Consider the following 24,460-nt stretch of genomic DNA (forward strand, 5'->3'; position numbering starts at 1 on the left):
TATGGCAGACGGTAACGCGCCGATGATCATGGATACATACGACGCGATGAAGGGTGTTTATGCGGATTTTTCGTCATCCGTTGAGCGCTTGATTCGTGATTTCTTGATCTCCAACGAGATACAGTTTGTGGACGTTGTGTCTCGGGTCAAGGAGCGCGTGAGCCTTGAAGGCAAAATCTCGCGCAAAGGGGAAGGGCGCTACAAGCAGTTGTCGGACATCACTGATATCTGTGGCGCTCGCGTGATCACATACCTCGAAGGGGACGTACGGCGCGTTTCGGAAATCATAGAGCGCGAGTTCGAGGTTGATCGAAAGAACTCGATCGACAAATCGACGCCTGTAGACCCGGATCGGTTTGGATATCGTTCAGTGCATTACGTGGTCGGCCATCGGCGTGCTCGCGTTAAGCTGAGCGAATACTCACGGTTCGCGGGCATGAAGATCGAAATTCAAGTCCGATCAATCCTGCAGCATGCATGGGCAGAGATCGAACACGACCTGGGCTACAAATCGGTCGAGGACGTGCCGCTGCTTGTGAAGAGAAGATTTTCGCGTCTTGCCGGACTTCTTGAGCTTGCGGACGAGGAGTTTATGACGATCCGCGACGAACTTGCGGCCTACGAACGAGAACTTCCTGAGCGCTTGGCGGATAGTTCCGTTGACGTTCCTATCGACGCAGAATCGTATGTTGCGTTTGTGAACACTGATAAGGTTGCTCGTCGGATTGACTCCCTGATTGCCGGCATTGTAGATACGAGGTTGAATGATAGTGCCCCGAACGAGATAGGTGACCGGGTAGCGATGATGAGATATCTGGGGCTAGCTACTATCGGAGACATCAGAAATTCACTACTAGCGAACGAGAAACTGATAGCTGAAGTCGCCGAGCGGTGGTTGAGCCGCGATACGCCCGGAGTCACGGTTGAAGATTGGGCGAGGGTGGGAATGACGCGCGGGATAGCAACCTTCTATCTCGGATATACCTTGTTGCTGCAATCGGGTAAAAGAGAATTCATGGACGGCTACGTCGAAAGATTCATGCACAGTGACGATCTCGTAGATACATTGCTCGAGACGTTTGACGACTTCCCGCGGAACGAAAAGCAGTAAGAAGCATCATCTAGTTCGTACATTAGTTGGCGCGACTGCGCCAGTGAATCGTATGAAAAATATCGAGCCCTGAGCGCGCAAGCCCTCAGGGCTTTTTGCATTGAGGCGCTGAAATGCGAATCGAGTCGACGAGCGCCGGGCCGAGCGAGGTCTGGTCGACGTGGGATGAAGATCGAAGCATGGGGCGCGTTACCGCGCGGTGCTTCGTGTTTGACGACGCGATGGACCGTGTCGTGTGGGCGATGGACCGAGCAGGCGACGGCATGACCTCCGATGTCGCGATCGGTGCGGGTCTGCCTACTTTTTGAGCAGGCGGGGACCCTCTGGGCATCGCCACACGCGGGGGCTCGCACCCGCGTTTTTTCTCTACTGGCGAGTCTCCATAGGGGGTCATATTCATGCCGACTCAGCAGCAGATCGCTGACCATCTCGACCTTGATCAGTCGGCCGTTTCGCGGTTCGTCGACAAGGTCCAGCTCGATTACCGAGTGGTGTCGATCGACGAGATCCGCGTCGCGTACATCCGGCATTTGCGCGAGGTCGCGGCCGGCCGATCGAGCGGTACGGGCATCGATCTCGTCGCCGAACGGGCGAAGACCGAGATCGTCGATCGCGAGATCAAACTGCTAACGCTGGCCGAGAAGAAGGGGCAGCTCGTCAATGCGGCGCAGCTCGAACAGGCGTACGGCCTGATGGTCGGCGCATTTCAAACGGAGCTGCTGTCGCTGTCCGACAAGCTGGTGCAGGAGCTGCGCACGCTATACGGCGTCGAGGTGGACGTCGAATGGTTGAACGAGCACATATATGGATGCCTTGAGCAGCTTTCTGAATACGACCCAGACAGTCCACGCGGTGATTCGCCGGATCGCGACGATGCTGCGTCCGCCGGAGCGGATTGGGACGACGGACTGGGCACGCAAACATCGTCGGTTGAGCGCGAAGGGTTCGGCCAGCCCCGGCCGGTATAACCCGAACATCACGCCGTGGGTGTTTGGCATGCACGAAGCGCTGGACGATCCGACGGTGCAAAAGATCGTGTGCATGAAGTCGGCGCAGGTCGCGTGGACGGATGGCGTGCTGCTGAACTACATCGGCAAGCGGATCGACGTTGACCCGTGCCCGATGATCGTCATGTTCCCGAAAGAGAAGACGGCGAAGAAGTTCAACCTGGAGAAGTTCGAGCCGATGGTCGAGGTGACGCCTCGCCTCTCGGCGAAATTGCCGGTTCACGCTGCTCGCGACAAAAACAACTTGTGGGATCACAAGACGTTCGCACGCGGCTTCCTGAAGTTCATCACGTCGAACGCGCCGGACGAGGTGAAGTCGACGCCGGCCCCGGTCGTCGCGGTCGAGGAGCCGGACGACGCGAACACGAACGTTCGCGAGCAGGGCGATTCGATCACGCTGCTGGAGGAGCGGAACAAAAGCTATTCGGCTCGGCGACGCAAGATGATCTTAGGCGGCACGCCGACCATCGACGGCCTGTCGCGCATCCAGCAGGCTTACGCGGCATCGGATCAGCGCGTGTATCTGGTGCCGTGCCCTGATTGTGACGAGGAGCATGAGCTGGCGTGGGAAAACGTCACGTGGAGCGAGGGCGCCGAAGTCGTACATGAGGTCTACGGCCGTGCACAACCGGAGACGGCCCGTTACACCTGCCCGCATTGCGGCTCGTTGTGGGACGATGCGACGCGCATTCGCGCGGTGCGTCGCGGGCGATGGGTTGCGACGGCACCGTTTCACGGCGTTGCCGGCTTCCGCATCAACGAGCTGGTGTCGCCGTTCCCCGGCTCGAACATGGCCGAGCTGGTCAAGAAGTGGCTGACGGCCGACAAGGCGCTGCGCGAGGGGGACGATACGAAGATGCGTTCGTTCGTGAACAACTCGCAGGGCCGGGCGTACAAGTACAAGACCGATCTGCCCGAGCTGGACGTGCTCGCGCAACGTGCGCTGCCATACGCGGAGCTGACGGTGCCGCTCGGAGGTCTGGTGTTGACGCTCGGCGTCGACGTGCAACACGACCGGCTCGCAATCGTCCTGCGTGCATGGGGGCGCGGCGAGGAAAGCTGGCTCGTCGCATGGGGCGAGATCTACGGCAATGTGACGGAGCAACAGCAAGACCCGATGACGGGCGGCGTATGGGGCGCGTTGACGATGCTGTTATCGCACGCATACCGGCATGAGAACGGCTGGCTGCTGCGTGTACGTGCAACGTCGATCGACTCGTCAGACGGCGCTACGTCGGACGCGGTATACAAGTATGTGCGCGCTGCGCAGCACGCCGGTTACAACGTCATGGCCGTCAAGGGCAGCAGCAACGTCGACGCGGAGATCTTCAGCGTGCCGAAGGCGTCGATCGACTCAACGCGCAACAACAGCAAGGCAGCGAAGTACGGGCTGCGCCCGTACATGGTTGGCGTGAGCCGCGCGAAGGATCTGATCCTCGAAAACCGGCTGAAGCTCGAGGGCGACGGGCCGGGCCGCATGCACTGGTATAGCGGCGTGCGCAGCGACTACCTATCGCAGCTCACGGCAGAGGTGAAGGTGCCGGGGCCGCGCGGCGGCAAGCGCGTGTGGAAGAAGATCAGCCCGCGCAACGAGGCGCTGGACTGCGAAGGCTACGCGCTGCACGCGGCCCGCAGCGTGAAAGTGCACCTGATGACCGAGGCGCACTGGCAGGTCGAGCAGCATCGCGCATCGCAGGTCTCGCTATTCGATGCGGTCCCGGTACTGGAGGCGTTGCCATCGGCGCTGCCTGCCGAGGTGCTTTCCGATCCGCCGATCGAAGAGGCCGTTACAGAGACTCCGCGGCCGTCGCCGCAGGTAGCAAAACCCACCGAAACCCCGCCCCCGAGCGGGGTTTCGCGCATTCAGGGGCGTCGTGTTGGTCGCTCGACGTACCTGAAGCGGCGCTAAACGAGGGAATGGCATGGCATACACAAAACAGGATCTGCAGAACATCCAGTCTGCAATCGCGAAGGGCGAGCTGGAAGTCCAGTATGCCGACCGGCGCGTGAAATATCGCTCGATCGGCGAGCTGCGCGAGGCGCGCACCGAGATCATTCGCGACCTGAACGGCGCGGCCGGGCGTTCGTCGATTGTCCGGATTCGCCACGCCGGTAAGGGGGTGCGATGAAGGGCGGCTTTCCGTCACTCGCGCGGCGCGGATTCGTGGTGCCGACGCGGCTCAAGGCGGCGGCCTACGAGTCGGCGAGCACGACGGGCGCACGGGCGAAGTCGTGGCGGACGTCGAGCGCGGGACCGAATGCGGCGGCGGTGCAAAACCTGCCGCTACTGCGCTCGCGCGCTCGCGATGCGATCCGAAACGACCCGTGGGCGAAGACGGCGATTGCCCGACTCGTGTCGAACACGATCGGGAACGGCATCCAAGCACACCCGAAGCATCCGAACGCTGCGGTGCGCAAGATGCAAAAGCAACTTTGGGAGGATAGCTGCGAGGAGATTGACGCGGACGAGCTGTTCGACATGGCGGGCGTGCAGACGCTTGCCGCTCGCGCGTTTTTCAGTGACGGCGAGGTACTGGTTCGTCGCCAGTTCCGCAGCCCGAGCGACGGTTTAGCGGTCCCCATGCAGATCCGGCTTCTCGAAGGCGATCTGCTGCCGATGGAGAAGAACGAGGTCGTGCCGGGTGGGGGCGAAATCGTCAACGGCGTCGAGTTCAATGCGGATGGTCGACGCGTTGCGTATCACCTGCTGCAGCGTCATCCCGGCGAGTACGGGCGTGTATCGACGGCCAACATGCAGACCGTGCGCGTGCCGGCCGACGAGATCGCACACGTGTTCCTCGCCTTGCGGCCCGGCCAGGTGCGCGGCGTTCCCGAGCTGTCGACCGTGCTCCTGCGGCTCAAGTCGCTGGACAACTTCGACGATGCAGTGCTGTTCCGGCAGGAGGTCAGCAACCTCTTTGCCGGCTTCATCACGAAGCCGCCCGCCGAGCCGGGCTTTCCGGGAGATCCCGTCACGGGCGGGGAAATGCAGTATGACGTCGACGGTTTTTCGCCGGTCATATCGCTCGAACCGGGGAGCATGCAGGAGCTGGCCCCCGGAGAGGACGTCAAGTTTGCGGAGCCGCCGGGCGCGGGGACCGACTACGGGCCGTTCATGCGTCAGCAACTGATGGCGGCTGCGGCTTCGGTCGGCATGCCGTACGAAGTCTTGACCGGCGATCTGCGCGACGTCAGCGATCGTGTGTTGCGGGTGATCTTGAACGAGTTCCGGCGATCGATCGAGCAGTTCCAGTGGAACGTGTTCATTCACCAGTTCTGCCGGAAGGTCTGGCGCTGGTGGGTCGATGCCTGCGCACTATCCGGTGCGATGCCGATGGAGGACTACTACCGACGCCGTCGCGAGTATCTGCGGGTGCGGTGGGTGCCGCAGGGCTGGCCGTACATCCATCCGGTGCAGGACGTCACGGCGAAGCGGATGGAGATCCGCTCCGGGCTGGCGAGCCGGACGGGTGCGGTCCTCTCGCGTGGTGATGATCCGGAGCAGGTCGACCAAGAGAACGCGGACGATCTCGGGCGTGAGCGCCGGCTCGGGATTCGATATGACACGCTCGATCCGGTCGACGGGGTGGGCGATCTTTCTAATGGGGATGGCGAATGAAAGGGAAGAAGCGGTGGTGGGACATCCGCGCGCAAGCGAATGCGGCGGGCGGGAATGAGGTCGAGATCCGGATTTACGGCGACATCGGGTTCTGGGGCACGGACGCCGATCTGTTTGCCGCGAAGCTCGACGAGGTGGCGGCAACCGCGACATCGATCGTCGTCGCGATCAACTCGATGGGTGGCGACGTGTTCGACGCGTTCGCTATCTATAACGCGGTGCGTCGGTATGCCGGCAAGGTGAAGGGGCGCGTCGACGGCGTCGCCGCGTCGGCAGCGTCGTTGATCCTGATGGCTTGCGACACGATCGAGATGCCGTCGAACGCGCGGCTGATGATTCACAACCCGCACACGGTCGCGGCCGGCGAGGCGGGCGATCTGCGCAAGCTCGCTGATCTGCTGGAAAGCATGTCGGACAGCATGTTGGCGGCCTACGTCGAGCGCAGCGGCCGGACCGAAGAGGAGGTCCGCGCGATCATGGACGCCGAGACTTGGCTCACGGCCGCGCAAGCGAAGGAGCAAGGCTTCTGCGATGCGATCGTAGACCCGATCCGCATCGCCGCATACGCGGGCGCTGCGCGGCTCGCCGCGCGCTACGCGGCGGTGCCGGCCGAAATCGTGGCGGTGCTGGAGGGCGACGGCGAGGTGCCGCCGGTCAATCCGCCGGCTGATCCTTCATCGCAGCCGCCGGCAACACCGGACGTCACGGCGCTGGCGGCGCATGTGTACGCGACGTGTCGCGACGCTCGCATCGAGCACTGCGCCGAGGGCATCGTGCTGGCGACCGGCCTGCGCGATCGGGCGACCGTCGACGCGGCGATCCGCAGTGCGCAGGACATCGCCGGTATCTGTCTGGCCGCGAGCCTGACCGAGCTGACGGCCGGCTTCGTTGCGGACGGGCTGACGGCGGATCAGGTGCGTGCGCGCCTGTTCGAGCGCGTCACGGCTTCCCAGAAGCCGATCAACCATCGTGCTGCCCCGGTTGCGTCGCAAGACGCGCCCGTGGTCGCGAATGCGCCGCGTGCGGCGTCCATCTACGCGGCTCGCAAGAGCGGCAAGTAACTTTGACGTAACCCGAGGAGGGGAAAACTCATGTCGAACTGGAAGGTACAGGCCGCTCTGACGGCGGAATTTCTCGTGTCGGAGGGCAACGGCCAGATCTCGCGCGAACGGATCGTCGTGAAGGCAGGCGCTGCACTGCCGGCCGGGCAGGTGCTCGGCGTAACCAGTACCGGCGAATACGCGCCGTACGACAACGCCGCGAACGACGGTTCCGAAGTCGCAGCAGCCGTGCTCTATGCGCCGCTGGCGGCGTCCGACGCGTCGCGTCGGGCTACGGGGATCGTCCGGCTCGCGGAAGTCGCGGGCGGGCTGCTCACGGGGCTCGATGCCGCCGGTCGTGGCGATCTCGCCGAGCGACACGTGATCGTCCGCTGATCGCGACACACCCCATTCAAGGCCACGCCGACCGCGTGGCCTTTTTTGTATCCATTTTCATGTCGGAGGTTGTATGGCGGATATCGCCCTGTTTCAAGACGATGCGTTCTCGCTTTCGTCCCTGAGTGCTGCGATCAACGAGCAACCGTATGTTCCTGGCCGTATCGGCACGCTCGGCCTGTTCGAAGAGGACGGCATCACGACGACGACGATCCAGATCGAGCGCGACGGCGACACGCTCGCACTCGTTGCGGCCGGCGAACGTGGTTCGCCAGCTGCCGTTGTGGGCGGCAGCCAGCGCGGCATGATTCCGATCAACGCCGTGCACCTGCCGCAGCGTGCGGTGATCAAGGCGGACGAGATCCAGAATCTGCGCGCGTTCGGTTCCGAGACCGAGCTGGAAGCGCTGCAAACCGTCGTGAATCGCCGGCTCGCGAAGATGCGCCGTCAGCTCGACGCGACGCACGAATTCCATCGCATCGGGGCGATCAAGGGCGCGGTGCTGGATGCGGACGGAAAGCGTGTGCTGGTCGACCTGTGGAAGTACTTCGACATCGAACAGACGGTGATTCCGTTCGAGCTGGGCAAGGCCGATACGGAACTGCGCACGAAGTGTCTCGACGTGCAGGACGCGATCGAAGATGCGCTCGGCGCAACGACGTATACGGGCGTGCGTGCGCTCTGTGGCCGCTCGTTCTGGAACAAGCTGATCAGTGCGAAGTCGGTCAAGGAAACGTACCTGGCGTCCGTGATGGCGGCGCAACTGCGGGGCGACGCGCGCGACGCGTTCGACTTCGGTGGGATCACGTTCGAGCGCTATCGTGGCCGCGTCGGTGACGTTGGCTATGTGGCCGACGACGAGGCGCACGCAATTCCGGAAGGTGTTCCGGATCTCTTCATTTCGCGCTTCGCGCCGGCCGATTACGTCGAGTCGGTCAACACGACGGGCATTCCGTACTACGCGAAGCAGGAGCTGATGCAGTTCGGCAAGGGTATCGAGATCGAGGCGCAGTCGAACCCGGTCCACATGTGCACGCGCCCGAAGGCGTTGATCAAGCTCAAGGCGTGACATGGCGTTCCGGGATCTGATGGTCGACGTCGATACGGCCGTGAAGCGAGACCTGTCGGACGAGGTCAAGATCGATGGCAAGCCGCTGCAAGGCATGTTCAAGGCGCCGTGGCTCGGTCCTGATCTCGGAACGCAACGCACGCAGCTCGTTGCGCCGATCCTCGACATCACGGACGACGACGCGGCACGCGTGCGTGAGGGCAGCATCGTCGAAGCGGGTGGCGAGCGGTTCCGTGTCTTCGAGATTCACCCGACCGGCACGGGCTGGACAATCCTGATTCTGAGGTGATGATGGATCTGCTGAAGGTCGAGATCGACGTACGGGGAGCGCTCGAAGCGCTCGCGGGCATGCCGCCTGCAGCAATGCAGGCGGCATGGCGTCGGACGCTGCGCAAGACAGGCGCGTGGATTCGGAGTCAGACGGCGAAAGAGGTCAGCGGCGCGACGGGCATTCAGCAGAAGCTGCTGCGGCAGCGGATGTACTTCTTCATGCGCTCGCTCGACACGGGCAAGGTGTGGCTCGGGTTGAACCCGCTCGAGGCGCATCGGCTCGGTGCGGTTCGGCGCACGAAGAAGGGGATGCGCGCCGGCAAATCGCTGTTCGAGGGCGCGTGGCGCAAGACCAAGGCGCAGCCGGACGGCGCGATCTACCGTCGCACCGGAAAGGCGCGAACGCCGTTCGAAGTGGTGACGGTCGAATGGTCGCAGACGGGCGATCCGGCATTTCGACGCGCTGCGCGTGAGTGCGAGGCGCGGCTGATGACGGTGCTGCGGCAAGAGGTCAACTACGAAATCCAGAAGGCGGCGAATCGTGCTCGATAACTTGAAACAACTTCACGACGGCATCGAGGCCGGCCTGCGTGCGCGCTTGCCCGATCTCGAACGTATCCACGCGTACCCGAAGATCGGCAAGTCAATCGAAACGCCGTTCGTCGCGGTCGAGCTGGCGGAGCTGGAGCCGGGGCACGACGACGGAACGGGCCGGGTGCCGCTGATCGCGCGCATGCAGGCCCGCGTGATCGTCGACCCGCTGGTGGAGGATGCCGAGGTCCAGGTGCGCGAGTTGTCCGCGCGCGTGCTGCAAACGGTGCACGGGGCGACGTGGGGGCTGCCGATGACGCCCGGCAAACAGGTCGGGTCGGCGGGCGAAGATCCGTTCCGGCCCGAACTGGATACGTATCTCGTTTGGCTCGTCGAGTGGGTGCACGAATTTGACCTGGGCGACGCGTACGAACCGCCGACGACGGGGCGTGCGGTGTTGTGGGGTGTCGATCCGGAGACGGGGCCGGGGCACGAAGACCATTACTGGAATCCGGTGGAGCAGGGAGCGGGGTGACGTGTGAGCGACTTCGAGCTTGGCGAGATGGATCGCCGCATGGCGTGCCTGACGCAGTCTGCGGTCGTGGAGGCGATCACGTACGATCCGCCGCGCGTGAAAGTGCGTGTCGGCGATTGGGTCAGCGACTGGCTCAAATGGCAGGCCGGTGCCGCCGGCAAGGTTCGGCATTGGCGTCCGCCGTCCGTTGACGAGGAGGTTGCCCTGTGGGCACCGTCCGGCGATCTCGCGGGTGCGTTCGTCGCGCCCGGCTACTACACAGAGCAGCACGGCGGGTCTGGACGGTCGAGTCCCGACGAGACGGCGATCGATTACCCGGACGGTGCGTACGAGCAGTACAACCATGCGAGCCATGAATACGTGCTGTCAGTGCCTGCCGGTGGTCGGATCGTGTTCCGCATTGGCGGGACTGAGTTCGAGCTGAAGGCGGACGGCGCGACGCTGCGCAGTGCGAAGCTGCTGGCGGACGTTCCGGATTCGAGGTTCACGGGTAACACGACGACCGAGAAAATGCTCACGTTCAACGGTGGCATGCAGGGCAAGCCGGGCGAGGGCGGGGGTGTCGCGATGAAGATCGCTGGCAGTGCGGACTATACAGGTGACGTTACGGCGGGAGGTAAGTCGCTCACGAAGCACAGGCACCGTGAGCAGGGCGACGGCGAGCTGGTCGGTCCGCCAGTGTGAGCACAGCAAAGTAACTTTTGACCCCGCCCGTGCGGGGTTTTTCGTTTGTGGGGGTGGTGATGGCGAAAGACGCACAGCAAGGCGGGGCGGTGGTACCCGTGACATTCATCGATACCGAGTTCCGCAGCCGCGTGATCGTGTTTCCGGACGGCTCGCACGTTGCCGTGCTGGCCGGCAAAACGGAAGTGACGGAGCCTGAGCATATCGCCTATCTCGAATCGCGCGAGTGCTTCAAGCGCATCCCGACGAAGGCGCAGTGATGGTCGCGCTGGTCGGTATGTGTCGCCGTACGGGCCGACTGATCGGCGGTCTGGATCATCTTGTGCAGAGCATCGCGGACATTCTCAGCACGCGCAAGGGAACCCGCCGCGAGCGACCCGATTACGGCTCGGATCTCCCTGCGATGGTTGACCTGCCCGTCACGCGCGGATGGATCTCGGCCGCGCAGGCGGAAGCCGCGCGCGCGATCGGTCGATGGGAGCCGCGAATTGCGCTGGATAGCGTGAAAGCGCTCTCTGTCGTGGACGGCAAAGTAACTTTTAGGATCGCCGGCCAATACAACGGCGACGATGTTGTATTCGAGGTGACGATATGACAGTGATCGATCTGTCGGCGCTTGATCCACCGGATCTCGTCGAAACGCTCGACTTCGAGGAGGTGTACCAGCGCAAGCTCGAACACTTCAAGAGCATCTATCCGGATTGGACGGCTGCGCTGGAATCCGATCCGGTCGTCAAGTTGATCGAGCTGGCGGCGTACGACGACATACGGTTTCGGGCGCGTGTCAACGATGCAGCCCGAGCCGTGTTGCTGGCGTACTCGACGGGCGCGGATCTTGAACACCTCGCGGTGCTCTGGAATTTGCAGCGGGAGACAGTCGATACCGGTGATCCGGAAGCGCATCCGCCTGTCCCCGCGACAGTCGAGCGCGACGAGCGGCTGCGATTGCGTACGCAGATGGGTATCGAGCGTTCGTCAACGGCGGGGCCATTCGGTGCATATCGGTCGATGGCGATGGATGCATCGCCGGATGTCGCCGATGTGCGCGTCGATCGACCGGAGGGCGGTGTCGTTCGCGTCGTGGTGAAGTCGTACTCGAACGGTGGCGTTGCCAGTGCTGCGCTGCTCGACACGGTCCGCCGAGCGCTCTCTCCCGAAGATCGTCGGCCGCTCAATGACACGCTGCTCGTTGTGCCGGCCCGGCCGGTCGAATACTCGATCGTCGCCGACGTGTACATCGGGCGCGGGCCAGATCCGGGCGTCGTGCTTGCTGCGCGACGGCAGGATCTCGATATCGCAGTCGCTGCGGGCGAAGCGCTACGGGTTGGCATGCCTCGCTCGGCCGTAACCGGGGCGCTGCATCCCAAAGCGTCGGGTGTCGTGCGTGTCGATCTGAAGGCCCCTATGGCTGACGTGGTGTGTGCGATCGATCAGTTCGCCCGGTGTACATCGATCGTGCTGAATCCGAAGGTGAACGATGACGACTGAAGCACTACTGCCGACGAACCAGACGAGTCTAGAGGCGGCGCTCGCGCAGGTGATGCGGCCGTCTGTCGATCCGAACGTGATCCGCACGCTCTGGGATGCGGATCGCTGCCCGGCCGCTTTCCTGCCGTGGCTCGCGTGGTCGCTCGCAGTCGACGGATGGGAGCTGGCGGAGTCCGAAGAGGCGCGACGCGCGCTGATCAAGTCGTCTCTGGCGATCTATCAAAAGAAGGGCACGCCGTGGGCGATCCGCGAGATCGTTCGTCGTCTCGGGTTCGGCGAGATCGACATTCAGGAGGGGCGGCAGATCAAGCGGCGAGACGGTTCGGCGAAGCGCGACGGTCGATATCTGCACGGCGGATCGACTGCATGGGCCGAGTACATCGTGAAGCTGCGGCGGCCGGTGACGCGAGATCAGGGCGAGAACTTGAAGCGGGCGATCGAGCGTTACGCGCCGGCTCGTAGCCGGCTCGCGTGGCTCGATTTTTCTGAGGTTGCAATCCGGCACAACGGTGCCGCGACGCGCAATGGTCAATATACGCGAGGGGTGATCGGTACATGGCCAATCTGAAAGAAGAAAGTAAGTGGGAGGAAGGGGTCTACCAGTTCGAAACGTCGGACCCCGTACAAGGTGGACCTGATGGGATCGACAACGTGCCGACAAAGCAACTTGCGAATCGGACGCGTCACCTCAAAGACCGGGCGGACGGCAACGACAAGCGGGTCGGCGAAGTCAGTGCGCAGGTCGAAGCGCTCGGCAAGCGAACCGACGCACTCGGTAACGACAAGCTGCCGTACACGGGCGGCACGTTGAAGGGTGTGCTTCGAGGGAAGGTCGGCGCAATCACGCCGAACAACGCAAACAACGCTGGATTCGGATTCGAGAACGATCCTGACACGGGCATGTTTTCGCCGAGCGACGGATACCTTCAGATCGGCGCACAAGGTGTTTCGCACCTGGAGATTCAGGGCAATAACTGCTTTGTTGGGCCGGCCGCCGCGAGTGGTTGGCTTGCGCTGATCGCGGGCGGTGCCGAGCGGATGCGTATCACTCGCGAGGGGCGCGTGCTTTTGGGGACGACAGCTGACAACGGGCGTGAAGGCTTTCAAGTCGCGTATCGGACGTCGTTTGCGAATGGCGTCCGTTCTAGCGGGATGGACCTTGACGACACACTCGGGGGGCAGTACCGAGCGACGTCGGCGAACTACGGTGTCATGCTGCGCAACGACGACCGAGACTGCTACTTGCTTCAGACCAAGAAAGGCGATCCGCTCGGACCATGGAACGATTACCGGCCGATCTTGTGGAATCTCGAAAGCGGCTTTTTGCGGCTCGACGACACAGGACGCGGAACGTCAATCGGCGGGTCGGTCGAAATGCGTGGAGACCTTACGTTGAAGCCTTCGTGGGGCGAAGGCCGGCTTCGCTTTGGCGCGGTTGACGGCTATTTCTATGCGAATGCCGACAACGTCGGGTGGTATTCGGCAACGAAAGGCTCGTTTCAGTATTTCTTCGGCAGTCGAACATTTTGTATCGATGGAAAACCGGTCTACCACACGGGCAATCTGACGCCGCTCGACCTGAACAACGGCGGGACGCTTAAAGGTGCGCTCTGGCTTGCTGCCGGCGCTCGGGTTTTCCTCTCGGAAGGCACGCCGCAGAATCCGTCGTTGACTTTCGACAAGGACGGTACTCCGGATACTGGTCTTTATCACATCGGTGACGGCGCTTTCGGCGTCACGTGTAACGGGATCGTCACAGCGCGATTCACTGCCGACAAGGGCACGATCTTTGATCGACCTGTGCAGGTGCCTACGCCAGCCGCTGGAGATAAGTCGGGAAGTGTCGCGTCGACGGCGTTTGTCGTCGATGCGATCGCGTCGGCGTCGATCGGCCAGATCATTTTCGAGGTGCGAAGCAGTGTGCGGGCAGGCTGCCTGAAGCTGGACGGAGCGTTACTCAAGCGAGCCGATTATCCGCAGCTCTGGGCGTACGCTCAGGCAAGCGGTGCGCTCGCAACGGAGAAGGACTGGGCCGCTGGTTGGTGGGGGTGCTTCTCGATCGGCGACGGGGAGACGACGTTCCGCATCCCCGAGTTTCGCGGCGAAGGTGTCCGGTGTGCTGACGGCGGGCGGGGTGTTGATTCTGGTCGCGGTGTCGGTTCGTGGCAGGACAGCCAAAACCGCTCCCACTCGCACGGCGCCTCGTCAGGTGCCGCTGGAGATCACACACATACCGCTTGGACTGATGCGGCCGGCTGGCACGGACACAACATTACGCAGCAGCCTCACTCGCACGGGTTTGGTCTGGGGTCGAACGGCGCGTATTCGACGAGCACCGGGCGCGGGTACGGCATGGACAACGGCCGTGCGAACAACTTGGGAACGGATGGTGCAACGATCCCTATCGGCATCGACGGAAATGGACAGCATACGCACGCAGTCGGTATCGGCGGTGTTGGTGGTCACTCGCATGCAATCAGCATTGCCGCTGACGGGGGCACCGAAGCGCGCATGCGCAACATCGCAGTGCTTGCCATGATCCGCGCATATTAATTCGTGAGGTAGAACATGCTTTGCAATCAATACGACAGTTTGACCGGGCAGTACATCGTGAGCTTTCTTGCCGATGTCGATCCGATGAATTCGAGCCGCTATCTGGTTCCCGCGTTCTGCACGCTCGAGCCGCTGCCCGAACGTGGACCACGTACCTGGCCGTTCTGGCGTGCCGACAAATGGGAGATGCTGCCCGACTATCGCGGCGTGCGCCTCTATCGAACCGAGTCCGGTCTCGCGGCGGAAATTACCGTGGCAGGTGTGACGCCGGACGACGCGGGCCTGACTGAAGAGCCGCGCCCATCCGATTCGCACGTATGGCGGGAAGGGGCGTGGGTTGTCGACGAGAAGATCGTCGCGGACCGGGCGCGCGAGTCAGCGATGAATGACTTCTTCTCGCGGCTGGAAAAGGCTCGTCAGCAGAATCGCGGCAAGGCGGATGCTCGGATGACGGGGCGACTGTCGGATCTCGAAGAGGCGATGTTCGACGCATGGGCCGATTATCAGGTCGCGCTGGTGAATGTTGTCGAGTCACCGACGTTCCCGGCGCGGATTGCGTGGCCTGCCGAACCTGATCCGGCCGCGATTCTCGCGAAGGTTGAGGCCGAACGCGCAGCGAAAGCGAAGCGCGAAGCGGAGGAGGCTGCGCAGTGGGCGGCTGCTGAGAAGCAGGCCGAAGAGGATCGCGCTGCGGCCGAGGCGGAAATGCAGCGTCGAGCGGAGGCGGCGGCAACAACCGACGCCTCCCCCGAGCCGGAGCAACCGAAGGCGTCCGATACGTCCGTCAAAAAGTAACTTTGCCGACGCCGCATGTGTTGCCGGCGTCGTTTCGTTTCAAGCCGCTCCGATGAGCGGCTTTTTTATTTCCGGAGATCCGCATGGCAGCGACTTCCTTTTTTCACGGCATCACGACGACGATCGTCGACAGCGGTCCTCGCACGATTGCGGTGCCGTCGTCGTCGGTGGTCGGTATGACCGACACGTACACGCCCGGCCCCGATCTGGCGCAGCCGAACGTCCCGATGCAACTGACGAGCTACGGCGAGGCGGTGCGTGCGTTCGGCGAGAACAGCGCGATCGCGCGGGCAGCTCGCGCGATCTACGCGCAGAGCAGCGCGATTGTGATCGCCGTGGGGGTGCCGGCAGCGGCCGACGCGGCGCAGCTCACATCGGCGATCATCGGTGGTGTGTCGGCCGGGGGCGCACGCACGGGCATGCAGGCGCTGCTCGACGCGAAGTCGCGCTTCAACGCACAACCGCGTTTGCTGGTCGCACCTGGGCATACGTCCAAGCAGCCGGTCGCGACGGCTGCCGACTCGCTCGCCGGCAAGCTGCGCGCGATGGCCGTGATCGATGGCCCGAACGTCGACGACGAGGCAGCGATCGCGTACGCGAAGAACTTCGGCAGCAAGCGCCTGTACATGGTCGACCCCGGCGCGAAGGCATGGAACAACGCGACGAACGGCGAGATCTCGCTGCCCGCGTCGACGTACGCGGCGGGGCTGTTCTGTCAGACCGACGCGAAGATCGGTTTCTGGGCGTCGCCGTCGAACAAGGAAATCGTCGAGATCACGGGGACGGGCAGGCCGATCGAATACCTCGACGGCGACGAGACGTGCCGCGCGAACCTGCTCAACAACGCGAACATCACGACGATCATTCGCGACGGCGGGTATCGCCTCTGGGGGAACCGTACGCTGTCGGCCGATCCGAAATGGAAGTTTGTCACGCGCGTGCGCACGCTCGACATCGTCATGGATGCCGTGCAGGCGGGTCACAAGTGGGCGGTCGATCGCGGCATTACTGCGACGTACGTCAGCGACGTGACCGAAGGGCTGCACGCGTTCATGCGTGATCTGAAGCGTCAGGGCGCAGTGATCAACTTCGAGGTCTATCCGGACCCGTTGCTGAACACGGCGAGCCAGCTCGAAGACGGCAAGGTGTACTGGAACATCCGATTCACGGACGTCCCGCCGGCCGAAAACCCGATTTTCCGCTTCGAGGTCACGAACCAGTGGCTGACCGAAGTGCTGGATAACCAGATCTAAGGGAGGAACGATGATTCCGGAAACTCTGTACAACTGCAACGCTCATATCGACGGCCGCGGATACGCTGGCCGCGCGACGAGCATGACGCCACCGAAGCTGAAGATCAAGACGGATGACTTCCGCGCGGGCGGGATGGACGCGACGGTCAAGGTCGATCAAGGCATGGAAGCTCTCGATGCATCGTTCTCGATGTCGACGATGGAATACGAGGTGCTGCGCTTCTTCGGTCTGGTCGATCAGGGCGCGTTCAACGGTGTATTTCGCGCAGTGTTCATGGATCGCAGCGGTAAGACGAAAAACGTCGCCGTGTATCTGCGTGGGATGCTGCACGAAGTCGATCCGGGCGACTGGAAACCGGGCGACAAGTACGAGGCGAAATACTCCGTGTCGTGCGACTACTACAAGCTGGAGATCGCCGGTGCGATTGTGCACGAGATCGATGTCTTCGCGTCCAAGCGGGTGATCAACGGTGTTGATCAGCTCGCCGAGGTCCGCAAGGGTCTTGGCATGTAGTTCCCACGTCGGTGTCATTCGACGGACACGCAGCAAAGCTACTTTGTTCAATCAATGGCGAGCCGACGGCTCGCCATTTTTCATTTCAGGAACCGCAATGGAAAAGGTCACGGTCAAGCTCAACTATCCGATCAAGCTCAACGGCGTCGAGTGCGACAGCTTCACGCTGCGCCGGCCGAAGGTGCGCGACATGCGTGGTGCGCAGAAGCTCGCGCCGAACGATGCCGAGCAGCAAGAGCTGATCCTGTTCGCGACGCTCGCAGATGTCGGCCCGGACGACATCGAAGAGATGGACATGGCCGACTACGAGCGCGTGCAGGACGCCTACTACTCCTTTCGATCCGTACGCGAAGCTGGACCGAAAGACGCTCAAGGCGCTGGCAAATCGGTTGGTGCGTGAATACGGCATGTCGCCGACGTCGATCGATGAGATGACGGTCGACGACATGCTCTGGTGGTTGACGGATTGAGAGGGCCGGGATGGCGAAAGACTTAGCACTTGGCATCGTGATCGGCGGCGCCGTCTCGGCGACGTTCGGCAAGGCGATCACCGACACGTCGTCGAAGATTGACGCGATGAAGAAGCGGGCGAACGACTCGCGGCTCTGGCAGCGCCAGATCGGCGAGACGATGCGCCTGCAGGACGAGTTCCGTCGCCTTCATTTGGCGGGCGACAGCGCGGCGGACGGCATTCGCCGCAAGCTCGACAGCAATTTGAAATCGCTGCGAGATGCCGGCATCGAGGTTGGCCGGCTCGATCGTGCGTATGCACAGCTCGGACGAACCGCTCGCGGGCTGGATCTGAAGGTGGCAGGCCGCGAGCGGCTCGCGGCTGGCCAAGAGGCTGGTCGTGGCGTGATCGGCGATGCGATGAAGCTGACGGCAGCGGTCGCGGTGCCGGCGACGATTTCGGCGAACTATCAGGCGATCATTCGCGACATTGCGATCAAGGCCGGCATTGCGCGCACGCAGGAAGAGGCCGCGATGGCGACGCGGATCAGGCGTGACGCCGGGGCGAACGGTATCGGCCGCAACGAGCTGGCGGACGCCGTCAACCAGATGGTCGCGGGCGGTATGGATCTGGATCGCGCGCTCAACTTCGCGCCGCTGGTCGCGAAGTTCTCCATCGGCCAAGGCGCGACGACGGTCGAAACCGCGAAGATGATCCAAGCGCTGCAGCAGAACGCGGAGATCGTCGATCCGAAGCAGATGTCGAAGGCGCTCGAAGCGATCGCGTATCTCGGCAAAGAAGGGTCGTTCGAGTCGGTCGACATGGCGCGTTGGTTCCCGGTGCTACTCGCCGAGATGAAGAAGATCGGCATCACGGGGCAGGACTCGGTGACGCAGCTCGGGGCAATGCTCCAGGTGCAGATGAAGACCGCCGGCAGTTCGGACGAGGCGGCGAACAACCTGAAAAACTGGTTTTCGAAGATCGGTTCGGGTGAGACCGAACGCAATTACGCGAAGGCCGGTGTCGATTATCAGGCCAAGATGCGCGAGGCGATCGGCAAGGGCTGGTCGACGCTGGAGGCGTCTTTCGTGCTCGCCCGCGCGTACATCGAGCGTGTCGATCCGGCCAAGGCAAAGCAGCTCGCAGCTGCGGCGAAGCAGTTCAATTCGGAGATGGACCCCGCCAAGCGTCAGGCTCAGATGGCCGCGTTCGCCGAGACGATGAAGACCGGCGACCTGTTCAACGACATGCAGGTCAAGGCGGCGCTGACGGCATACATGCAGAACGCGGAGCTGTATTCGAACCTGAAGCGCAACGCGCAGCAGGCGAGCGGCGAGATTCAGAAGGATCTGGAGGCGCGTCGCGAGACATCCAAACAGATCTGGAGCGAGGTCGGGCAGCGATGGGACGACGCGATGCGCAGCATTGGCGACGCCCTGCGGCCGATCACGGATCGCGTTGGCGAGGCGGCAAAGGGGGGCGGGAGCGGTATCCAGTCCGCAGCAGACAGCGCTCCGAAGGCGACAGCCGCTGTCGTCGGCATCGCCGGCACGGTGCTCGCAGTGCGCGGAGCAAAGGCACTTTGGGGCATCGGTCGCGGCTTGTTCGATATCGCGCGCGGGACGGTGCTGGCGCGTGGTGGTCGAGGGGTTGCAGGGCGTGCCGGTGGTGCGGGTGGCGTCGTCGGGCGCGCACTGGATGCAGTCGGTGGGGCTGCGAGCGCCGCTAGTGGCGTCCAGCGCGTGTTTGTCGTGAACATGCCCGGTGGGGGCGTCGATGCGGGTGGGCTTGGCGATCTGATGGGCGGTGGGCGTGCAGGACGCGCCGCGCGTCGCGCGGCAGCTCGGGCGGGGCGGCTCGGGAGGATCGGGCGGGTCGTCAACGCGGGACGTGCGCTCTTCGGTCGGGTTGCGCCGTGGGCAGGAAAGCTGGCCGTCGCGGGGACCGTCCTGAAGTTCGGCCTTGCGGCTCGCGAAGCATACGCCGTCGCGTCGAGCACCGATACGAACGATCGGAAGGCCACACGGTTCGCTGGCATCGCCGGCAGTCTCGCGGGTGGCGTGATCGGCGCGAAGGTCGGGGCGACGATCGGAGCGCTCGGCGGGCCGATCGGATCGGCTGTCGTCGGCGTGCTTGGCGGGGCACTCGGGACGTTCGTTGGCGACAAGGCACTGAGCGGCATCGCGAGCAAGTTCTTGGGCCAGAAGCCCGACGAGACGCCCGCGAATGCCGAGGCGGTCGCCAAGGCAGCGAAGGCAGCGGAAAGTCCGGCGGCAGATGCCCGGTTCGGGCCGCGTATCGACCAGACGAACACGTTCGCGCCGGTCTTCAACGTGAAGATCGAGGCGAGCGATACCGACATGGCTAACAAGTTTCTCCAACAGGTCAGTCCGCAGCTGACGCGGATGATGGAGGAGCAGCAGCGCAAGGCGAACAGTCGAACCGCAATGTTCGACGCGCCGCATATGTAAGGGAGGCGCTATGGATGTGTTTCGACAGATCTCGGGAGCAGCAACGCAGGCGGGGATCGCGACGGAGCGCGTGCGGCAGATGGTTCGCATATTCGATCGAAACCGCGCGGCGAGCATGGCGACGGTCGACATGCTGCAACGTCTCGCAACCGGCAATCTGAGCAGCGCGGCCGAGCTGCTGACAGGCGCGACAAGCGCGCTGTCGGTGGCGTCGGACCTGTTTCCGCAGGTCGGCGCTGTCGTGCGTAGCTTCAACGCGACGCAGGCGTCGATCGGCTCGATTCTGAAAGCCGTCGACGGATCGAATTTCCCCCTTGTGCGGGCTGCCGCCGACAGCGTCAAGTCTGCATTGGGCGGGGCGTGGAATCAGTTCAACGCGGCGGTGGGTCTGAAGGACTCGGCGGTGATGGACGTGATCAAGTCGACGGGCGTCGGCTCGATGCTGTCGGGTCTGATCGACGGTGCGTCGTCGAGCACGCCGCACCTGATGTCGATGACGACGGATGCCGGCGACGCATTCCATTTCAACCTGTCGACGGCTGCTCACGACAAGTTGCGACGAGCGACGCGATATCGCGTGGCGTCTCAGGAGCGCTTGAATCGCCAGGAGGCGCTGCAACCGGTCAGCGAAGGGGGCGAGACGATCACGCTGTCGGGCGTCGTGTTCCCGTCGCTTGGGGCCGGTACGAAGCAGATCAACCGGCTGCGTGCCATCGGCGGCAGGATGAAGCCCGTGCAGCTCACGACGGGCGATGGCGAAGTGCTCGGCCGCTGGCTGTTGCAGGCGATCGAGGAGGAGCAGGACGCGCTGCTCGCGGACGGCTTGCCGCGCAAGCAAACATTCTCGGTGGAGTTCGGACGCTATGGCGAAGACTTTAAGAACGTCTGACGGTGACGTGCTCGACACGCTTTGCTATCGCTTTTACGGAGCGCTGCAGGGAACGGTCGAGGCCGTGTACGAGGCGAATCCGGGGCTGGCGAATCGGTCGCAGCCGTTCCCGGCCGGCATCGAGATCCTGATGCCGGATCTCGATGCGCCACGTGCCGAGTCAGTCCAGCTCTGGACATAGTGAGGTGCGATGGAAGCGATTTTTCAGATCGTCGCGAACGGGGCCGACGTAACCAAGGTCATTCAGGACCGAGTGCTTGAGATCCGGTCGATGGACAAACCCGGTCTAGACGCGGACGAGTGCACGATCACGCTCGACGATCGCGACGGCCGCATCGAGTTTCCGCCGAAAGGCGCGACGTTGAAGGTGTCGATCGGGTGGGAGGGACAGGGGCTGTCGATGCTCGGCGAGTACGCCGTCGACGAGGTTGGATTGCGCGGGCCGCCGGCCAGCGTCGTGATCCGGGGCAAGCCTGCGAACATGCGCGCGACGTCGAAAACGCAGCGATACGGGAGCTGGTCGAACGCGAAGCTGGCCGACATCGTCGGCGACGTCGCGCGTCGTAACAAATGGGCGGCCGCGTGTGACGTCGACGTCGTCGTGCCACGTATCGACCAGTTCGGCGAAAGCGATCTGCACTTCATCACGCGCGTGGCTCGCCAGTACGGTGCGACGGCGACGGTCAAGGCCGGCAAGCTGATCGTCTTGCCGCGCGGCGGCGGCAAGAGCGCGAGCGGCAAGCCGCTGCCGATCGTCACTCTCACGCCGGGCGACCTGCTCGATTACGACATCAATTTCCCGGACCGAGCGAGCTTCGCGGCCGTGCGCACGAAGGTGCATGACCGCAAGTCCGGGAAGAAGATCGATCTGACGATCCCGAACCCGGATGCACCGCCAGGTGCGTCCGCGGTGCATACCGAGCGCCATGCGTTCGCGAGTCCGGAAGCCGCGAAAGCGGGCGCGACATCGCGAATGGCGACGCTCAACCGGCACACGTCGACGAGCCGGCTGACGATGCGCGGCCGCGCAGATCTGTCGGCGGAAAAGACGATCGCGCTGAAGGGGTTCAAGACCGGAGTAGACGGTGAGTTTCTGGTCGAGTCGGTCGAGCACACGTTCGCATCGCGCGGGTGGATCACGGTCGTGACTTTGAACGGAGGGAACAAGGGGAAAGCGAAGGTCGGGCACAAGAAGAAGTCGGGCAAGAAAATCACTCTGGTGGTGCCGGCGCCGCAGTAACGCGTCACGCACTGAATTTGCAGGCCGCTCACGGGCAACCGGGGCGGCCTTTCTTTTTATCGGGCAAGGGGAACCGATGCAAGACCACGAAAAAACGATTCTGGAGCTGATCGTCATGGGCGGATTGATCGGCATCGCGAAGGTGTTGGTTGGTAGCGAGCCGTTGTCGTTTCGGCTGGTTGTCGGCCGGGCCGTATTGGGATCAGCAACGTCGATGGTGGCCGGGCTCGCGCTGCTGCAGATTCCGGATCTGCCGCCGATCGCGCTGCTCGGTCTGGGGAGTGCGCTCGGCATTGTGGGGTCGCAGTACCTCGAAGTGCTGCTGCGCCGGAATGCAAAACGTGTGTTTGGAGGGAAGTGACGATGGCGCGAATCAGTGTGACCGCTGCGGGCGGAAAGAACCGGGTGGCGTTTCTCGACACCATCGCGGTAAGCGAGATCGGCTCGCCGTTGCTCGCGAAGTCGGACGACGGTTACAACGTCCTGGTCGGTGCGACGGCATCGCGCCCGCTGCTGTTTGCGAGCTATGCCGCACATCCGAACGTGCTCAATCGCCAGATCCGCGTGCCGTCGACAGCGGCTGGTCGTTACCAGATCCTCACGCGCTGGTGGCGTATCTATCAGGCGCAGATGAAGCTGCCCGACTTCGGGCCGGTGTCGCAGGATCGGTACGCGCTGCAGCAGTTGCGCGAGCACGGCGCATTGCCGTTGATCGATGCAGGCCGGTTTCGCGAAGCCATCGCCAAGGTGTCGAACGTATGGGCCAGTCTGCCGGGGGCGGGATACGGCCAGCACGAAAACGACATCGAGGAATTGCTGGCGGCGTATCGCGCGGCCGGCGGGGAGGTGATCGCATGACGTGGATCGACCCGCGCATTTGGCTGCTCGTCGTTGCTGGCGTCATTGCCGGCGCTGCCTGCGGCTACTTTGAGGGACATCGTGATGCCGACCAATCCGCGAAGGTGGTGGATCAGGCGCGGCAGATCGATGACCTGACGAACGAACGTAACGAATATCGCCGCCGGTTGGCGGCACAACAGGAGATCGCAACCGATGCTGCGAAAGAACGTGATCAGGCAGCCGCTGATGCTGCTGTTGCCGGCGCTGCTGCTGACGGGCTGCGCAGGCAAGTCGCCGCACTCGTCGGCGACGTCCGGCGTGCCGGCGCTGCGGCCGGAAGCCCGGCAACCGGCGACGCCCTCGATCTGCTTGCCGACGTGTTCGGCCGGGCTGACGAGCGCGCGGGAGAGCTGGCAAAGATCGCTGACGAGCGAGGAGTCGCCGGTCGGCAATGCGAGCGCAGTTATGACGCGTTGATCGGCGACGCGCAAAGCAACTTGCCGCAGTAGCGCGGCGATCGAGGCCGGGTGGCCTCGAAAGAAACAGGGCGACCGGAGGACGTGCAGCAACACGTCTCCCGGTCGCCTTTCCACTGTCTGAGCCAGTGAATCGGCCAAGGCCCTGCTACCTACCGGTAGGCGGGCCGGATTCTACACCAAGTTTAAAAACGGCTTTCACAATGGCAAATCCCATCATTCCTTGGATCGGCGGTAAGCGCCGTCTTGCAGACCATCTTATTCCGCGTTTCCCGGCGCACGACTGCTATGTCGAAGTGTTCGCGGGCGGGGCTGCGTTGTACTTCATGCGTCCGCCGGCGAAGGTCGAGGTGGTCAACGACATCAACGGTGAACTGATCAATTTGTATCGTGTCGTGCAGCATCACGTCGACGAGTTCGTGCGGCAGTTCAATTGGGCGTTTACGAGTCGCGAGCTGTTCGGTTGGTTGAAGCATACGATCCCGGAAACGCTCACCGATATCCAGCGTGCTGCACGCTTCTACTACCTGCAGAAAAGTTGCTTTGGTGGGAAGCTCGAAGGGCAGACTTTCGGATCGAAGACGCTGGCTGCGCCGGGATTGAATCCCATTCGACTGAAGGAGGAGCTATCCGTCGCGCATCAGCGGTTGGCGAACGCCTTCATCGAGCGCTTGGATTGGGCTGCGTGCATTGATCGATACGATCGGCCGCACACGCTGTTCTATCTCGATCCGCCGTATTACGAGACGCAGGGGTATGGCGTGCCGTTCCCGTTTGCGGAGTACGAAAAGATGGCCGAGCGGCTGCGCCGTCTCAAAGGTCGCGCGATTGTGAGTCTCAACGATCACCCGGACATTCGACGCGTGTTCGAGGGGTTTTACATCGAAACCGTGCCGATCCAGTACACGGTTGGTGTTGAGGCCGTCGACCGTAACGAGCTGATCATTTTCAGTTGGGATGACGCGTCGCAGCCGGTTGGTCTGTTCTAGCGGATGGCTCGCCCGCAGGACAGCTCCTGCGGCATACCCGGCAATTTTGCGGGGTTTTGAGCGCGGGGGCGAGTTGGTTAAATGTCACATTTGGTCAAGTCGCCTTCCGACTCTCGACATCGGTCTCTTGCTCGGGAATAGTCGGATCATTAGAAACCGAGAGGGCCTGCATGTGAAGCGGAACTATCTCCGAGTCGGAGACCAATCGACCAGCGGCGGGGTGGTCGTCGACGCTATCC

29 protein-coding genes are annotated in these 24,460 nt (G+C 63.1%); all 29 read left to right on the top strand.

Going from position 1 to position 24,460, the window contains the following annotated elements:
• The first annotated feature begins 28 nt into the window (after positions 1–28).
• The 29 genes from BBJ41_RS16960 (at position 29) to BBJ41_RS17100 (ending at position 24,221) form a co-directional block, all read left to right on the top strand.
• On the top strand, positions 29–1,111 hold the full coding sequence (locus BBJ41_RS16960) for a GTP pyrophosphokinase (protein ID WP_160313263.1): 1,083 nt from the start codon (positions 29–31) through the stop codon (positions 1,109–1,111).
• 398 nt (positions 1,112–1,509) lie between these two features.
• A complete protein-coding gene (locus BBJ41_RS41400) occupies positions 1,510–2,079 on the top strand; it encodes a MarR family transcriptional regulator (protein WP_175972717.1) in 570 nt (189 codons plus the stop codon).
• A 28-nt stretch (positions 2,080–2,107) separates the two neighbouring features.
• The gene (locus tag BBJ41_RS16970; RefSeq protein WP_335648585.1) at positions 2,108–4,027 is read left to right on the top strand and encodes a phage terminase large subunit family protein; all 1,920 of its coding nucleotides are present in this window, start codon (positions 2,108–2,110) and stop codon (positions 4,025–4,027) included.
• A 13-nt stretch (positions 4,028–4,040) separates the two neighbouring features.
• Positions 4,041–4,247: a phage head-tail joining protein gene (locus BBJ41_RS16975; RefSeq protein WP_006497114.1), complete on the top strand. Its 207-nt coding sequence runs from the start codon at positions 4,041–4,043 to the stop codon at positions 4,245–4,247.
• On the top strand, positions 4,244–5,737 hold the full coding sequence (locus BBJ41_RS16980; RefSeq protein WP_069747360.1) for a phage portal protein: 1,494 nt from the start codon (positions 4,244–4,246) through the stop codon (positions 5,735–5,737). The genes BBJ41_RS16975 and BBJ41_RS16980 overlap by 4 nt, the downstream gene beginning before the upstream one ends.
• The gene (locus BBJ41_RS16985) at positions 5,734–6,798 is read left to right on the top strand and encodes a head maturation protease, ClpP-related (RefSeq protein ID WP_069747361.1); all 1,065 of its coding nucleotides are present in this window, start codon (positions 5,734–5,736) and stop codon (positions 6,796–6,798) included. Before BBJ41_RS16980 ends, BBJ41_RS16985 begins: the two co-directional genes overlap by 4 nt.
• A 30-nt stretch (positions 6,799–6,828) precedes the next feature.
• Positions 6,829–7,173: a head decoration protein gene (locus BBJ41_RS16990; protein WP_049098395.1), complete on the top strand. Its 345-nt coding sequence runs from the start codon at positions 6,829–6,831 to the stop codon at positions 7,171–7,173.
• Positions 7,174–7,246: 73 nt separating this feature from the next.
• Positions 7,247–8,242, top strand: a complete 996-nt coding sequence (locus BBJ41_RS16995; RefSeq protein ID WP_069747362.1) for a major capsid protein — start codon at positions 7,247–7,249, stop codon at positions 8,240–8,242.
• 1 nt (position 8,243) lies between these two features.
• On the top strand, positions 8,244–8,531 hold the full coding sequence (locus BBJ41_RS17000; RefSeq protein ID WP_034188730.1) for a head-tail joining protein: 288 nt from the start codon (positions 8,244–8,246) through the stop codon (positions 8,529–8,531).
• A 2-nt stretch (positions 8,532–8,533) separates the two neighbouring features.
• Complete coding sequence (locus BBJ41_RS17005; protein ID WP_049035129.1) at positions 8,534–9,064, top strand: phage tail protein; 531 nt, start codon at positions 8,534–8,536, stop codon at positions 9,062–9,064.
• Positions 9,054–9,578, top strand: coding sequence for a hypothetical protein (locus tag BBJ41_RS17010; protein ID WP_049098350.1), 525 nt, complete (start codon positions 9,054–9,056; stop codon positions 9,576–9,578). The genes BBJ41_RS17005 and BBJ41_RS17010 overlap by 11 nt, the downstream gene beginning before the upstream one ends.
• 3 nt (positions 9,579–9,581) lie before the next feature.
• Positions 9,582–10,262: a phage baseplate assembly protein V gene (locus BBJ41_RS17015; protein WP_049117405.1), complete on the top strand. Its 681-nt coding sequence runs from the start codon at positions 9,582–9,584 to the stop codon at positions 10,260–10,262.
• 17 nt (positions 10,263–10,279) lie between these two features.
• Positions 10,280–10,522: a hypothetical protein gene (locus tag BBJ41_RS17020; RefSeq protein ID WP_236872038.1), complete on the top strand. Its 243-nt coding sequence runs from the start codon at positions 10,280–10,282 to the stop codon at positions 10,520–10,522.
• Positions 10,522–10,857: a GPW/gp25 family protein gene (locus tag BBJ41_RS17025; RefSeq protein ID WP_034195754.1), complete on the top strand. Its 336-nt coding sequence runs from the start codon at positions 10,522–10,524 to the stop codon at positions 10,855–10,857. Before BBJ41_RS17020 ends, BBJ41_RS17025 begins: the two co-directional genes overlap by 1 nt.
• On the top strand, positions 10,854–11,750 hold the full coding sequence (locus tag BBJ41_RS17030) for a baseplate assembly protein (RefSeq protein WP_069747363.1): 897 nt from the start codon (positions 10,854–10,856) through the stop codon (positions 11,748–11,750). Before BBJ41_RS17025 ends, BBJ41_RS17030 begins: the two co-directional genes overlap by 4 nt.
• Positions 11,740–12,318 (top strand): phage tail protein I, encoded by a 579-nt coding sequence (locus BBJ41_RS17035; protein ID WP_069747364.1) that lies wholly within the window; start codon positions 11,740–11,742, stop codon positions 12,316–12,318. Before BBJ41_RS17030 ends, BBJ41_RS17035 begins: the two co-directional genes overlap by 11 nt.
• The gene (locus BBJ41_RS17040) at positions 12,306–14,303 is read left to right on the top strand and encodes a phage tail protein (protein WP_049036049.1); all 1,998 of its coding nucleotides are present in this window, start codon (positions 12,306–12,308) and stop codon (positions 14,301–14,303) included. The genes BBJ41_RS17035 and BBJ41_RS17040 overlap by 13 nt, the downstream gene beginning before the upstream one ends.
• Before the next feature lie 15 nt (positions 14,304–14,318).
• The gene (locus BBJ41_RS17045) at positions 14,319–15,098 is read left to right on the top strand and encodes a tail fiber assembly protein (RefSeq protein WP_049036047.1); all 780 of its coding nucleotides are present in this window, start codon (positions 14,319–14,321) and stop codon (positions 15,096–15,098) included.
• 83 nt (positions 15,099–15,181) lie between these two features.
• A complete protein-coding gene (locus BBJ41_RS17050) occupies positions 15,182–16,351 on the top strand; it encodes a phage tail sheath subtilisin-like domain-containing protein (RefSeq protein WP_069747365.1) in 1,170 nt (389 codons plus the stop codon).
• Positions 16,352–16,361: 10 nt separating this feature from the next.
• Positions 16,362–16,865 (top strand): phage major tail tube protein, encoded by a 504-nt coding sequence (locus BBJ41_RS17055; RefSeq protein ID WP_027787026.1) that lies wholly within the window; start codon positions 16,362–16,364, stop codon positions 16,863–16,865.
• Positions 16,866–16,962: 97 nt separating this feature from the next.
• The gene (locus tag BBJ41_RS17060) at positions 16,963–17,265 is read left to right on the top strand and encodes a phage tail assembly protein (protein ID WP_059497706.1); all 303 of its coding nucleotides are present in this window, start codon (positions 16,963–16,965) and stop codon (positions 17,263–17,265) included.
• A gap of 80 nt (positions 17,266–17,345) precedes the next feature.
• Positions 17,346–19,787 carry a phage tail tape measure protein gene (locus BBJ41_RS17065; RefSeq protein ID WP_069747366.1) on the top strand — a complete coding sequence of 814 codons (2,442 nt, stop codon included), beginning with the start codon at positions 17,346–17,348 and terminating at the stop codon, positions 19,785–19,787.
• Positions 19,788–19,797: 10 nt separating this feature from the next.
• The gene (locus BBJ41_RS17070) at positions 19,798–20,676 is read left to right on the top strand and encodes a phage tail protein (protein WP_049035112.1); all 879 of its coding nucleotides are present in this window, start codon (positions 19,798–19,800) and stop codon (positions 20,674–20,676) included.
• Positions 20,651–20,857 (top strand): tail protein X, encoded by a 207-nt coding sequence (locus BBJ41_RS17075; protein WP_049035111.1) that lies wholly within the window; start codon positions 20,651–20,653, stop codon positions 20,855–20,857. Before BBJ41_RS17070 ends, BBJ41_RS17075 begins: the two co-directional genes overlap by 26 nt.
• Before the next feature lie 9 nt (positions 20,858–20,866).
• On the top strand, positions 20,867–21,916 hold the full coding sequence (locus tag BBJ41_RS17080) for a phage late control D family protein (protein ID WP_049035109.1): 1,050 nt from the start codon (positions 20,867–20,869) through the stop codon (positions 21,914–21,916).
• A gap of 76 nt (positions 21,917–21,992) precedes the next feature.
• Positions 21,993–22,277 carry a phage holin family protein gene (locus BBJ41_RS17085; RefSeq protein WP_034188712.1) on the top strand — a complete coding sequence of 95 codons (285 nt, stop codon included), beginning with the start codon at positions 21,993–21,995 and terminating at the stop codon, positions 22,275–22,277.
• A gap of 2 nt (positions 22,278–22,279) precedes the next feature.
• Positions 22,280–22,774 (top strand): glycoside hydrolase family 24 protein, encoded by a 495-nt coding sequence (locus BBJ41_RS17090; protein WP_049117464.1) that lies wholly within the window; start codon positions 22,280–22,282, stop codon positions 22,772–22,774.
• Positions 22,771–23,265: a DUF2514 family protein gene (locus tag BBJ41_RS39195; protein WP_080982996.1), complete on the top strand. Its 495-nt coding sequence runs from the start codon at positions 22,771–22,773 to the stop codon at positions 23,263–23,265. Before BBJ41_RS17090 ends, BBJ41_RS39195 begins: the two co-directional genes overlap by 4 nt.
• A 170-nt stretch (positions 23,266–23,435) precedes the next feature.
• Positions 23,436–24,221 carry a DNA adenine methylase gene (locus BBJ41_RS17100; RefSeq protein ID WP_027787034.1) on the top strand — a complete coding sequence of 262 codons (786 nt, stop codon included), beginning with the start codon at positions 23,436–23,438 and terminating at the stop codon, positions 24,219–24,221.
• Positions 24,222–24,460: the final 239 nt, after the last annotated feature.

The sequence above is a fragment of the Burkholderia stabilis genome, assembly GCF_001742165.1.
Taxonomy (GTDB): domain Bacteria; phylum Pseudomonadota; class Gammaproteobacteria; order Burkholderiales; family Burkholderiaceae; genus Burkholderia; species Burkholderia stabilis.

Excerpts from the sequence above, each read along its gene's own strand:
- BBJ41_RS17100 (WP_027787034.1), top strand. The coding sequence starts at position 23,436 with ATGGCAAATCCCATCATTCCTTGGATCGGCGGTAAGCGCCGTCTTGCA.
- BBJ41_RS17060 (WP_059497706.1), top strand. The coding sequence starts at position 16,963 with ATGGAAAAGGTCACGGTCAAGCTCAACTATCCGATCAAGCTCAACGGC.
- BBJ41_RS17040 (WP_049036049.1), top strand. The coding sequence starts at position 12,306 with ATGGCCAATCTGAAAGAAGAAAGTAAGTGGGAGGAAGGGGTCTACCAG.
- BBJ41_RS17090 (WP_049117464.1), top strand. The coding sequence starts at position 22,280 with ATGGCGCGAATCAGTGTGACCGCTGCGGGCGGAAAGAACCGGGTGGCG.
- BBJ41_RS16985 (WP_069747361.1), top strand. The coding sequence starts at position 5,734 with ATGAAAGGGAAGAAGCGGTGGTGGGACATCCGCGCGCAAGCGAATGCG.
- BBJ41_RS17050 (WP_069747365.1), top strand. The coding sequence starts at position 15,182 with ATGGCAGCGACTTCCTTTTTTCACGGCATCACGACGACGATCGTCGAC.
- BBJ41_RS16975 (WP_006497114.1), top strand. The coding sequence starts at position 4,041 with ATGGCATACACAAAACAGGATCTGCAGAACATCCAGTCTGCAATCGCG.
- BBJ41_RS16995 (WP_069747362.1), top strand. The coding sequence starts at position 7,247 with ATGGCGGATATCGCCCTGTTTCAAGACGATGCGTTCTCGCTTTCGTCC.
- BBJ41_RS39195 (WP_080982996.1), top strand. The coding sequence starts at position 22,771 with ATGACGTGGATCGACCCGCGCATTTGGCTGCTCGTCGTTGCTGGCGTC.
- BBJ41_RS17070 (WP_049035112.1), top strand. The coding sequence starts at position 19,798 with ATGGATGTGTTTCGACAGATCTCGGGAGCAGCAACGCAGGCGGGGATC.
- BBJ41_RS17065 (WP_069747366.1), top strand. The coding sequence starts at position 17,346 with ATGGCGAAAGACTTAGCACTTGGCATCGTGATCGGCGGCGCCGTCTCG.
- BBJ41_RS17030 (WP_069747363.1), top strand. The coding sequence starts at position 10,854 with ATGACAGTGATCGATCTGTCGGCGCTTGATCCACCGGATCTCGTCGAA.
- BBJ41_RS16990 (WP_049098395.1), top strand. The coding sequence starts at position 6,829 with ATGTCGAACTGGAAGGTACAGGCCGCTCTGACGGCGGAATTTCTCGTG.
- BBJ41_RS17055 (WP_027787026.1), top strand. The coding sequence starts at position 16,362 with ATGATTCCGGAAACTCTGTACAACTGCAACGCTCATATCGACGGCCGC.
- BBJ41_RS17005 (WP_049035129.1), top strand. The coding sequence starts at position 8,534 with ATGGATCTGCTGAAGGTCGAGATCGACGTACGGGGAGCGCTCGAAGCG.
- BBJ41_RS41400 (WP_175972717.1), top strand. The coding sequence starts at position 1,510 with ATGCCGACTCAGCAGCAGATCGCTGACCATCTCGACCTTGATCAGTCG.
- BBJ41_RS17000 (WP_034188730.1), top strand. The coding sequence starts at position 8,244 with ATGGCGTTCCGGGATCTGATGGTCGACGTCGATACGGCCGTGAAGCGA.
- BBJ41_RS17085 (WP_034188712.1), top strand. The coding sequence starts at position 21,993 with ATGCAAGACCACGAAAAAACGATTCTGGAGCTGATCGTCATGGGCGGA.
- BBJ41_RS17080 (WP_049035109.1), top strand. The coding sequence starts at position 20,867 with ATGGAAGCGATTTTTCAGATCGTCGCGAACGGGGCCGACGTAACCAAG.
- BBJ41_RS17035 (WP_069747364.1), top strand. The coding sequence starts at position 11,740 with ATGACGACTGAAGCACTACTGCCGACGAACCAGACGAGTCTAGAGGCG.
- BBJ41_RS17025 (WP_034195754.1), top strand. The coding sequence starts at position 10,522 with ATGGTCGCGCTGGTCGGTATGTGTCGCCGTACGGGCCGACTGATCGGC.
- BBJ41_RS16980 (WP_069747360.1), top strand. The coding sequence starts at position 4,244 with ATGAAGGGCGGCTTTCCGTCACTCGCGCGGCGCGGATTCGTGGTGCCG.
- BBJ41_RS17075 (WP_049035111.1), top strand. The coding sequence starts at position 20,651 with ATGGCGAAGACTTTAAGAACGTCTGACGGTGACGTGCTCGACACGCTT.
- BBJ41_RS16970 (WP_335648585.1), top strand. The coding sequence starts at position 2,108 with ATGCACGAAGCGCTGGACGATCCGACGGTGCAAAAGATCGTGTGCATG.
- BBJ41_RS16960 (WP_160313263.1), top strand. The coding sequence starts at position 29 with ATGGATACATACGACGCGATGAAGGGTGTTTATGCGGATTTTTCGTCA.
- BBJ41_RS17045 (WP_049036047.1), top strand. The coding sequence starts at position 14,319 with ATGCTTTGCAATCAATACGACAGTTTGACCGGGCAGTACATCGTGAGC.